This window comes from Pedobacter ginsenosidimutans, assembly GCF_001442625.1.
GTDB classification, from domain to species: Bacteria; Bacteroidota; Bacteroidia; order Sphingobacteriales; family Sphingobacteriaceae; genus Pedobacter; species Pedobacter ginsenosidimutans.
Genome location: NZ_LMZQ01000001.1, coordinates 1 through 12234 on the forward strand (window position 1 = coordinate 1; position 12234 = coordinate 12234).

Here is a 12234-nt window from a genome sequence, read left to right on the forward strand (position 1 = left end):
ATTTGTCACGTTGAGCCTGTCGAAACGCCTTGTAAGACATTTAAAACAGGTCCTTCGACAAGCTCAGGATGACAACTCTATATTTATAAGACAGCCTCTTTTTCTATTTTAGAATTTGGTTAATAACTAACCGAAATTCCAAAATTTACAGCAGTACCTCTCCCTTTTGAGTAAAAACCTGGCTGCATAAACCATTGCGCCCTGGCAGGAAAATAATCCTGGTTAAAAATATTATCAACGCCTAAACTAAGTTTAGTGTTCTTTTTAACCTGGTAAATCCCGGCAAAACTGAATAGATGATAGGCTTTTACTGCACCTTCGTTTCCATTGTATACCCCATTGCTGTTTTTCTCAAATCTATTGCGGGAATTGATCCCGGTATAATTCAATGTTAAATCTAATACCTTTAACGGGCTATAGCTTACCGAAGCCGTAACTTTAGGTGCAGAAATGCGGCGGCCGTTTAGGTACAGATCCCCGTCATCGTTAAACTTTCCGTTTTTATCGATATCACGTTTACCTTCCGTATAACTATAACTTGCAGATAACCCCAGTTCATCCAGCAAACGGTAATCAGCGGCCAGCTCAAAACCATAAATTTTTTCAGGATTTCTGGCGGTATTAAATAAACCGGTAGCAGGATCGTAAACCACTTCAATACCTAACTTAGAAGTACTGATGTATCCTGAAGCAGAAAATGTTAGTCCAGCAATCCTGCTTTCAAAACCTGCCTCGTAATTATTAACTTTTACCGCATCGGTATTGATCTTATCGATACTATTTACTTTTGCATCGCGCAAAGCAAGCCCGATATCCATTACAGAAAAGCCTTGAGAGAAACTTACAAATGGACTAAAAACATTAAATTGGTTGTACCTTAATCCTGCATTAAAAAGATAGGTACTGTATTTCAAATTGCCTCCGGTTACGTCGAAAGAAGGTGTAATGGTGCTATTATTGGCACCCGTAGTTCTTAAAGTACGGTAATCATCAACTGCTATGTTTACATTTTCGTAACGCAGTCCGGTTTTGAATACGAGCTTTCTTAAAATATTAAAATCTGCCTGGGCAAATGGAGCAATATTGGTCATATCCATGGTTGGTACCCACACCCTGCCATCTACCAGTGGCTGAGCAGTTTTATCTTTCATAAAATCGGCACCATAGGCAATCCTTGCTTTTAAGAAATCAAGATTCAATATTGGCGTTTCCAAAAACAAACGTGCTCCTTTTTTATCGTTCTTGGCAAGCGATTGTCCATCACCTCCATCAAAGCGGCCTAGAGAAACATAAAAAACATCTTTACGGGTTTCGTAGTAAACATCTACGTTCAAACTCGAATTAAGAAAAGTACTGTCAATCTTGTACGATAGATTTAAATTGTGGTTATAATCAACTCCGGTTGGGATGCCAAGCGGCTTTCCTAAAACACCCGTTGCTTTCTGACCAGTTGCCAGATTACCGTTTACCAAAGTAAAATTACTGTTCTGTAAACTGCTGTATGTATTATAGGTAAGCTGGATACGTTGATTTTTTGCAGGTGCATAACCAAACTTGGCAAAAGCATTATAGCTGTCGGTTTCACCTAAACTATAATTAGGACCTACAACATCGCCCTTTGCATCTTTATACTCCCCGGTTTGCTCGTACATACCACTCACCACATAATCGAACTTTCCAAGTTTGCCATAAAACATTTGGTTAATCCTTCCGCCCTCAGCGTTTTTTACCTTTACCAGCGAACCGTTTAAATTGATCTGGGTTTTACCGGCAAACCTTGCCCCGGTATCCGGAACCATGGTAATATAATTTACCAATCCTCCGGCAGCACCGTTTCCATAAATTGCGGTTGCGCCTTTTACTACCTCTATGCGCTCCAATACCGAAGGATCAATGGATCTTAAATCCACCTCGGCATTTCTTAACGGCGAAGACTGCGAAACACCATCAATCATCACCAACATGGGTCTACCTCTTAAATTCTGACCCACATTATTACCTGTTTGTGCAGTAGGTGCAAAACCAGGTACCTGATTGGCGAGTATAGCACTCAGATCAGGGTTAATGGCCATCTCTTTTTCGAGCTTTTTCTTATTTACAATACTTACCGAAGTGGTAACGTTTCTAATATCCTCCGGTTTCCTGGAAGTAGAAATCACAACGTCATCAAGCGTATTGCTTAATGCTTCCAGGGCAACATTTATAGTAGTATCGTTTTTAACCGATAAAATATGCTGGGTAAACGTTTTGTAACCCACGGCATTAATATCGATTTTAAAAGGAACATTGCTTTTGATGTACAATGAGTAATAACCTCTGCTATCTGTTTGAACTTTTTGCCCTAACAGGGAAACGGTTACATATGGGATTTCGCTTTTTTTGTCTTTAACATACCCTTCAACCTTAACGTTCTGTGCATGCACGCGAAGGAGATTAAGTAAAAAGACCGTAACGATCAGTATAATTTTTTTCATCTATCTTTAATTTGTGGCAAAGATAGGCAATCGACCTTAAATAGATTAGGTCTAAATAAGATTAAGAGAGATATTCTTTTAATTCTGACTAAAAATGGCGCTAAAGTCTTTAGTTACATATACAATTACCAAAAGCGCAGCAATAACCAAAGCACCCAGGATAATTACGCCCCAGCTTCCTTTTAGTTTGTTTTTATCATTTCTGATCAACCAATATAAAATACCGATTAGCGGTATCGCACAAACAATCCAAAATATTAAAGATGCTCCAGTCATATATATAAATTCAATTTAAACAATTCTCTTTGCCAGTTTTCAATTGGCGGTTTACAGTTTTTTGCCACGGAAGCACAGAAACACGGAGGTATATTGCGTTAACCACCGTAATAAGATTGCTTTGTTCCTCGCATCCGATAGCTATCGGATGACGAACGAGGGAATTAACCAGTTTTCAATTGCCAGTTTACCGTTAACAGTTAACTACTCCAGGCAATTAACCATAAACTAATGACCAATGAACCAAAACTAAAACTCCATCCTCGCCAATGGCGAAACATCCTGCCCTACGAAATCCTTTTTCAGGTATTTCTGGTAGCCTGCTATGGCGATCATGCCTGCATTATCTGTACAGTATTGAAAAGCGGGGATATAAACCTTCCAGCCCAGTTCATCGGCAGTTTGCTGTAATCCATTTCTTAAACCGGAGTTCGCCGAAACACCTCCTGCAATAGCAATTTCATTAATTCCGTATTGTTTTGCTGCTTTCTTTAACTTATTCAGCAAAATCTGCACAATGCTATGTTGAACTGATGCACAAATATCATCTAAATTTTCGGCAATAAAATCAGGGTTCTCTTTTTCCTGCTTCCTGATAAAATAAAGAATAGAAGTTTTAAAACCGCTAAAGCTAAAATTCAGATCGGCAATTTGCGGTTCGGCAAATTTAAAGGCCAACGGATTTCCATGCTGCGCATGTTTATCGATCAATGGTCCACCAGGATAAGGCAAGGCCAGTAATTTAGCGGTTTTATCAAAAGCTTCGCCTGCAGCATCGTCTAATGTTTCGCCAACTATTTCCATGTCAAAGTAATCTTTTACCAGCACAATCTGCGTGTGCCCGCCCGAAACGGTTAAACAGATAAACGGAAAACCTGGCTTAGGATCATCAATAAAGTGCGCCAAGATATGCGCATGCATATGATTGACAGAAATTAAAGGTATATTTAAAGCTAATGCAAAAGATTTTGCGAAAGAAACACCAACCAGCAACGATCCTAAAAGACCGGGGCCACGTGTAAAAGCTACGGCATTAATGTCCTGTTTTGTAACTTTAGCATTAATCAAAGCTTGTTGTACGGCAGGCACAATATTTTGTTGATGTACCCTTGAAGCTAATTCAGGTATAACACCACCATAATTTTGATGAATTGTTTGGTTTGCAATAACATTGGCAGTAATTTTGCCGTTGTTACAAATAGCAACGGATGTATCATCGCAAGAAGACTCGATAGCAAGTATAACAGACAAATTATTAATATTTAAGCTGCAAAATTATTAAAAAACTATTTAAAATACTCCTTTGGGTAATCGCATCAATAATCTTGCTGCTTGCGCTTCTTATTTTTTCGCTACAATTTAAGCCTGTTCAAACTTATTTTGCGCAGAAGGCTGCTGCATATTTATCTAAAGAGCTTAAAACCACCGTATCAATAAAGAGTCTCTACATCAAACCATTTAAATCTATTGTACTCGAAGATTTATTGGTTTTAGATTTACAAAAAGACACTTTACTAAGCACGCCACAATTTATGGTGGATATTAATCAATTATCCATTGATAAAAAGATCATTGATATCAATACCGTTCAAATTAACAATGGGCAGTTTTTCCTAAAGGATTTCAAAGATAAGTCTTCTAATCTCGATTTCATTATAAACTACTTCGATTCTGGTAAACCCACTGTAAAGAAAAAGAAAAGCAAACCATACGATATTAATATTGGCCGCATTATCCTAAATAAATTTGCCTTCAGGTACATCAACTACAGGGCAAAAGATACCATCCAGGGTAAAAGTGTAAACTTCGAAAACGTAAGTGTTAAAGAGTTGAGCGGAATTTTTGAAGGGCTCGACACCAAAAATCATTTGATTAAAACCAATATTAAAAACCTCACTTTTAAAGAGCGTAGTGGGTTTTACCTTAAAAACTTAACGGCCCAAACCACGATAGACAGTAATGCCATCGAGCTGAAAAACCTATTGCTGGAAACCAATCAGAGCCGTTTAACCGATTACTACCAGATGCGGTTTAAAAGTTATAAAGACTTTAACCATTATGTAGATAATGTGCGGATGAAGGCCATTTTTAAAGATAGCCACATCAGTTCAAGAGACGTTGCTTTTTTTGCGCCAGAAATGAACACCATGAAACTTGATCTGGATGTTGATGGCCAGATTACTGGTTTAGTGAACAACCTTAAAGCTAAAAAACTGTCGTTAAGAACCGGAAGGGCCACACACATTAAAGGCGATTTTATCTTAAAGGGACTGCCAAAATGGAAAGAGACCTTTATGGACCTCAACATTGAAATGGCGGGAACAAATAAAACCGACCTGGAGGAAGTGCTGGCAGGCATTACCAACAGCAAAAAGAAAATTGTTCCGGTAATTGTAAATAAATTCGGCAACATTAACTTTAACGGAAGTTTTACCGGTTTCCAGAACGACTTTATTGCATACGGCGAATTTAAAACCAAACTTGGCCGTATTGTTTCGGATGTGAACATGAAAATCGATAAAAATGATGTTCCGTCTTATACCGGGAACGTAAAAACCTACGATTTTAACCTTGGCAACCTGATTGACGAAAAAAGCCTTGGCCGTATCAGCTCCTCGCTATACGTTAAGGGCCGCGGCACCGAGCTTAAAGATTTAACCGAGAAGATAAACGGCGATGTAGACTATATCGACTTTAATAATTACCGTTACCATAATGTAAAGATTGACGGAACTTTTAACAAAAAGTATTTCGATGGCAAGCTGAGCATTAACGACCGTAACGTTAAACTGGTTTTTGATGGCGGGGTAAACCTAAATCCTAAATTGCCGGTATTTAACTTTAATGCCACCATTTCTAAAGCAAGATTAAAGGCTTTAAAGCTCCTGAAAGATTCGTTGCAGGTTGATGCTAAATTTACCACCAATTTCTCAGGCACCAACCTGAATAATATATCGGGTAAATTATTAATAGAACAAATCAGGCTGCAAAACCCGAAGGGTATCTATAGTGTAGATTCGGTACAGTTAATGGCCGCCGGAACGGGTGCCAGCCGCGTACTGGATATCCGATCAGATATTTTAGATGCCAGTATTAAAGGCGAGTACGATCTAAATTCTATTGTTTCTTATTACAAAGCCATCGCCAAAACGTATATCCCTTCGTTAAAGGCCGATATTATCAAATACAAGAACCAGATTTTTCAGTTCAATCTAAAGGTTAAAAAGTTCGAACCGCTGGCGCAGATATTTGTACCGGGTTTAGAATTAGAAGAAGGGGCTACAGTAACCGGCGATTTCGATTCGCGCAACAATACTGCAACGCTGAACGGCTTTGTTAAGAAACTAAAGTACAATGGTATAGTGGTAAACAATATCATCCTCGATGAAAATACCACCACACAACAGCTTCAACTGATTGTAACTTCCGACCGGGTGCAGATTAACGATAGTTTGTTTATTAAAGATGTAAACATTTCCAACATCCTGCGGAATGACAGTTTGGCTTTTAACGTAAAAATGTCGAACGCCGAAGAGGACAATCAGCTCGATTTAAACGGCCTGGTAGAATTTACCAAAAACCAGGATACCACGGCAAGGCTAAGCGTATTGCCATCAATCTTAAAAATCAACAACGAGGAATGGCGCATCCAGGAGAAGGTACGCATTGTGCTCAACAATGGTAAAACCGAGATCACTAATTTCGATTTAACCAACGGAAAGCAGCAGGTTATTATTGATGGATTAATTTCGGAAGACCCTAAAGATTTAATTAGTGTTGGCTTTAAAGATTTCAACCTAAAAACCCTCAACCCTTTTACCAAAGGTTTTGGTGTTAAACTGGGCGGAAACCTGAACGGCACAACCGATCTGTACGGTATATTAAAAGCACCAAGGGTAACCGACGATTTAAAGATCGATTCATTAAATTTTAACGATATCTATATCGGTACTTTAACCGATACCTCATCGTACAGCAACGAAAGCAAAAAAATCAACGTATTTACCCGCATCATGGCCGACGATTCGGAGACTTTTAAGCTGACCGGAAACCTCGATCTAAAAGAAAAAGAAATCGACCTTGCTGTAAAAATGGATGAGAGCAAGCTCACTATCCTTGAGCCTTTCGTTAAACAACTGGTATCGAATTTAAAAGGGAACATCTCTGCCGATTTAACGGTAAAGGGAAAATTCGAAAAGCCAGAAATTAACGGAACTGTAGCGCTAGATAAAGGCCAGCTCATGGTAAACTACCTTAAAACCACTTATGTAATTACCGATGATGTGGAAATAAATAACAGCGTAGTTCAACTCGGCGATTTTGAGCTTAAGGACCTGGAAGGCCACGAAGCCACCGCAAACGGCACCGTAGATTTAAACGACATTAACTACCCCACATTGAATGTAAAGGTAAATGCGAACAGTTTAATGGCCTTAAACACTACCGCGAAAGACAATTCGATATACTATGGCCGTGCTTATGGCACAGGTGTATTTACGTTTACGGGGCCTACCAATAAAATGAAAATCGATATTAAGGCGAAAACGGAGAAAGGAACCGTGTTTAACCTGCCTTTAAACAGTTCAGAAACCATATCGGATAAAGATTTCATTAATTTTGTAAGCCGCGATTCGACCGTTCTGGTTAAGAAAAAGACCAACTTTGATGGCCTTACCCTAACCTTCAAATTAACCATCGACCCGAATACCACGGCGAATATATTTACTACCCTGGGTAATTTAAGTGGCAAGGGTAATGCCGAGCTGAACTTAAACATCAACAGTTTCGGCGATTTCGAAATGTCTGGCGATTATATCATCGAGACCGGAAGTTTCGATTTTACGGCCCAGGAGGTCATCAACAAAAAATTCGAAATCCGGCAAGGTGGAACCATCCGCTGGACAGGTAATCCTACAGCTGCACAGATAAACTTAAAAGCAGTATATGCTTTGAGGGCGAGTTTGAACGACCTTTATAAAGCAGCCAACCGCGATGCCAGTAGTAATGCCAACCAAAGGGTAAATACCGAGGTTGAGATGGGCTTAACAGGTTTACTTTTAAAACCAGATATCAAACTTGATATTAACTTCCCTGCTCAGCCCTCTATCAAAGAAGAACTGCAAACCTATTTCAGCGATCAGAACAACCTGAACCTGCAGGCTTTCAGTTTAATTATCAGAAGAAGTTTTGCCCCAGGAAACGGAGGAGAATCGATCGGGAACCAGCTCAGTTCTACCGCAGCCAGTACAGCTACCGAGTTGGTATTTAACCAGTTTAACAATGTACTTTCTTCATTAAACTTAAACTTTGTCGATCTGAATGTACGCTCCTTGAGCGAGGCCAATGCATCGTTCAAATTTTTTAGCGATCGTTTAATCATCAACGCAGGTATTGTAGACCGGAACAGTGTGAACGATTTTACGGTTATCGATTTCTCTAAAGACAACGTAGGCAGAGAGGTTGAGGCCCTTTTCTTAATTAAAAAAGATGGAAGCTTAACCATTAAGGCCGCAAATAAACCACCTACGCAACAAAGTATCTTCCTAAACAGCGGGATTAGCTCAACGGCAAACGTAACCTCTTTTGGTTTAGTGTATACCCAGCAATTTGATACATTTAAGGAGTTTATTCAGAAAATTTCTGGTGCTTACCGTCGAAATTTAAAGCGGAAACAAAGCCAGGCTCCTGTTAAAACAAATAAATCGATCAATAAAGAAGCAATTATCAATCAGAGTAAAGGGAACCAGAGGAGGTAGAGGGGGTTGGTTCATTAGTCAATAGTTTATTGGTCATTGGTCCATTAGACGGGGCGGGCAATGCCATTAAGTTAAGCATAGGTATTGTCAGACTGGCTATCAATGACAGATTCTAAAAATCGGCGTCATCTCGACCGGAGCAAAGCGTAGCGGAGAGGTCTGTGGACTACATTAAAAGATCTCTCCTCCAAAGGAGTTCCTTTGGAACACTACGGTCGAGATGACCATACTTCGAGACCGTTTATCTCCTTACCTAGATTATAGCGGTCGTCATTCCCGCGCAGGCGGGAATCTTAATGCCTATTGCATGCTAGTCTTTAATTAATTACTAGAACCACACACAACATAGATCCTGACCACGAAGCAGCTATTAGACCATTAAACAATAAACACAACTAATAAAACAAATCCGATAGCTATCGGATCAGCATGACGGGACGCCTGGATTAGAAGCGATAAAAAGCAGATACATACTGCTAATATTAATCGAAATCAGGTTATAAAGATCCTGAAACAAGTTCAGGAGGACGAACGCCCTTGGAATGACGCCCGATTTTTAAATAGATTTCTCCACTCCGTTACACTCCGGTCGAAATGACAATTATACGCAAAGGTTGGAAGAAATCTATTGGAGAGATCTGTGGACTATATTAAAAGATCTCTCCTTCAAAGGAGTTCCTTTGGAACACTACAGTCGAGATGACGATACATCTAGACCGTTTATCTCCTTACCTATCGGTTGGTGTCCCACCGACCGAAACTTAATCAGTGTGAACAACATGAAATAGAATCATTATCTATTTGGCTGGCAAGACACTGACCAATAAAAAACAAAAAAACCAACAATCGAACACCTGTTCAACTGTTGGTCTTGTATACGTTTTCAATTAACAATTTTCAGTTCGCACAATCCAAACTGTCAACTGTCAACTGAATTATCCTTTCATAATCGAATGGCCCATTTTATCTCTTTTGGTGGTTAAATAACGCTCGTTATGTACATTACTTGCAATTTCGATGGGGATGTTTTCCACCACTTCTAAGCCATAACCAATTAAACCAGCTCTTTTGGTTGGGTTATTACTCATTAAACGCATTTTAGTCACCCCTTCCGATCGCAGGATCTGCGCGCCTACACCATAATCGCGTTCGTCGCCTTTAAAGCCTAATTTAATATTCGCTTCTACCGTATCGAAACCGGCATCCTGTAAGTTGTACGAACGTAATTTATTAATCAGTCCGATACCCCTACCCTCCTGGTTCATGTATACCACTATACCTTTACCTTCTTTCTCGATCATTTCTAGTGCCTTGTGCAACTGCGGACCACAATCGCAACGGCAAGACCCAAAGATATCGCCCGTTACACAAGAGCTGTGTACACGTGCTAAAATCGGTTCGTTGGCATTCCAATCGCCTTTAGAAATGGCTAAATGGGTGGCATTGTTATCTAACTGCGTATAAGCTGTCATTTTAAAATCACCCCAAGCGGTAGGTAAATCGATGCTCACCTCTTGTTTAATCAAACTATCTATGGTTAAACGGTAAGCGATTAAATCTTCTATTGATATAATTTTTAACTGGTGCTGTTCGGCAATTTTAAACAAATCAGGAAGTCTGGCCATTTCGCCATCTTCTTTTAAAATCTCTACCAATAAACCTGCAGGTTTCATGCCCGCTAAACGCGCCAAATCTACCGCAGCCTCTGTATGACCAGCACGACGGATTACGCCACCATCTTTGGCAATTAAAGGAAAAATATGTCCTGGTCTGCCCAGCTCTTCTGGGTTGGTTTTAGGATTAACCAGGGCCAGCATGGTTTTAGAGCGGTCGCTTGCTGAGATCCCTGTGGTACAACCGTGTCCAACCAGATCTACGGAAACCGTAAAATTAGTTTCGTAAGCGGCTGTATTTTTACCCACCATCAGGTTCAGGTTTAACTCTTTACAACGTTCTTCTGTTAAGGGCGCACAGATTAAACCACGGCCGTAAGTAGCCATAAAATTGATGATCTCTGGCGTTGCATTTTCGGCTGCCGTTAAAAAATCACCTTCGTTCTCTCTATTCTCGTCATCTACAACAATAATCACTTTACCAGCTTTTATATCTGCGATGGCCTCTTCTATTGTGTTTAATTTTGTTTGCATTTTATAAACATTATGGGGCAAATGTTGTGTAAAGCGTGTTAAAATCAGTTTTTACCACAAACAATAACCCGTACAAATGTACAACCTTATTGAGCAATATTTGGATTAAAATATCATCTGTAAGTAAAGGAAAAGGCGCCTATTTTTTCTTCTTTTTAAACAGCTGAACGAAGAGCTGTTTGTAGTAATTTACATCAAACAAGGCCGAGTCTACTGTAGCTTTATAGGTTAAAAAGGCTGCCAGAGGCGATAAAACAATTACGGCAATCCACATTCCGAATATTGGGTTTAAATTACCTTCGCGTGCCGATTTTTCGGCCACCGTGGTAATAATGTGGTACACCAGGAAGAAACAAATGGCTACCACCACAGGTAAACCCATGCCCCCTTTTCTAATAATGGCACCCAATGGTGCACCTATGAAAAACAAGAGGATACAGGATGCAGCCAGGGTAAATTTACGCTGGTATTCTACTGTGGTAAAAATAATCTCGCCGGTTAAATCGGTTTGGCGCGGGCCCCAGTTGGGTACGTGCTGCATAATATTTGCCACCGTATTGTTTGCATTATCGAGGGCCAGTTTCCGCGATCCGTTCGGGATACTCTTCAGTATTACATCATCAATCTCTTTCGGTGCGGCTTTTACTTTGGTATAACCTTTAGTTACATTAAACTGCTTAAAGTTGCTGGTGAGGTTGGCAATGGTCTGCATTTTCATGGTATCCAATTGCTTGGTCAGCGAGTCGCGCTTTTTAACAATCCCTTTCAGGTTTAACATGGGCGTACTGTTTCCAAAAGCATTCGGATCGGTGGTATTGCCATCAAAAGACGACATATCGAAACGCGGTGAGGTCTCTTTAAAACGGTTCCGAGTAAAAATCTGCCGTGGGTTGTACATCCCGTTTTTCGAAGACTGCTCTTCGTACTGTATACCATTTTTAAGGTAAAGCACCAAATATTTACCATCGGCAGTTTTATTCATTTTACCCTCTCTGGCCAGAATTACTTTCGGAATCCCGTTATTTTCGCGGTGATCGTAAATCATGATATTGTGCAGCGTGCCGTCTTCCTCTTTCGAATCGACACGGATGGCATAACCCGGAATGGCATTATTAAAAACCCCTGGTTTGATTAAAAATGAAAGTTTTTTGTTCCTGACATCGTACAGTAGTGAGCCAAATTTGAGGTTGGCCTTAGGCAGCATGTAGTTGGCAAAAAAGAAGGAGGCTATGGTGAGCATCAAAATCACCACAAACAGGGGGCGCATGGCTTTCTGTAAAGAAATCCCCGCCGATTTAATGGCCACCAGCTCATAATTTTCGCCCAGTGTACCAAAAGTCATGATGGATGAAAGCAGTACCGATAGTGGCAGCGCCATCGATACGTTGGCGGCCGAGGCATAATACATCAGCTCCAGAATGGTGTACCATTCGAAACCTTTTCCAATTAAATCATCAATCCATTTAAACAGAAAAAACATCAATAGAATAAACATCATAACAAAAAATGTTGCTATGAATGGCTTCACAAATGCTTTTATTAATAGAAGATGTATTTTTTTCACCTTACAAAGGTAAACAA

General features: G+C 39.9%; 6 protein-coding genes. 1 reads left to right on the forward strand and 5 read right to left on the reverse strand.

The features are described 5' to 3' along the window. Positions 1-119: 119 nt before the first annotated feature. The 3 genes from ASU31_RS00005 to tsaD form a co-directional block, all read right to left on the reverse strand. Positions 120-2474: a TonB-dependent receptor gene (locus ASU31_RS00005; protein ID WP_057930347.1), complete on the reverse strand. Its 2355-nt coding sequence runs from the start codon at positions 2472-2474 to the stop codon at positions 120-122. A 78-nt stretch (positions 2475-2552) separates the two neighbouring features. Continuing rightward, complete coding sequence (locus tag ASU31_RS00010) at positions 2553-2750, reverse strand: hypothetical protein (protein ID WP_057930348.1); 198 nt, start codon at positions 2748-2750, stop codon at positions 2553-2555. A gap of 249 nt (positions 2751-2999) precedes the next feature. Continuing rightward, entirely contained in the window at positions 3000-4001 is a 1002-nt protein-coding gene (gene tsaD / locus ASU31_RS00015; RefSeq protein ID WP_057930349.1) for a tRNA (adenosine(37)-N6)-threonylcarbamoyltransferase complex transferase subunit TsaD, read from the reverse strand. Positions 4002-4075: 74 nt separating this feature from the next. On the opposite strand from tsaD, the gene ASU31_RS00020 reads away from it, so the two are divergent. Continuing rightward, the gene (locus ASU31_RS00020) at positions 4076-8506 is read left to right on the forward strand and encodes a translocation/assembly module TamB domain-containing protein (RefSeq protein ID WP_057930350.1); all 4431 of its coding nucleotides are present in this window, start codon (positions 4076-4078) and stop codon (positions 8504-8506) included. 935 nt (positions 8507-9441) lie between these two features. On the opposite strand, the gene ASU31_RS00025 is transcribed toward ASU31_RS00020, so the two are convergent. Next, positions 9442-10653 (reverse strand): bifunctional 3,4-dihydroxy-2-butanone-4-phosphate synthase/GTP cyclohydrolase II, encoded by a 1212-nt coding sequence (locus ASU31_RS00025; protein ID WP_057930351.1) that lies wholly within the window; start codon positions 10651-10653, stop codon positions 9442-9444. A gap of 139 nt (positions 10654-10792) precedes the next feature. Continuing rightward, positions 10793-12217, reverse strand: a complete 1425-nt coding sequence (locus ASU31_RS00030; protein WP_057930352.1) for an LptF/LptG family permease — start codon at positions 12215-12217, stop codon at positions 10793-10795. Positions 12218-12234 lie beyond the last annotated feature (17 nt).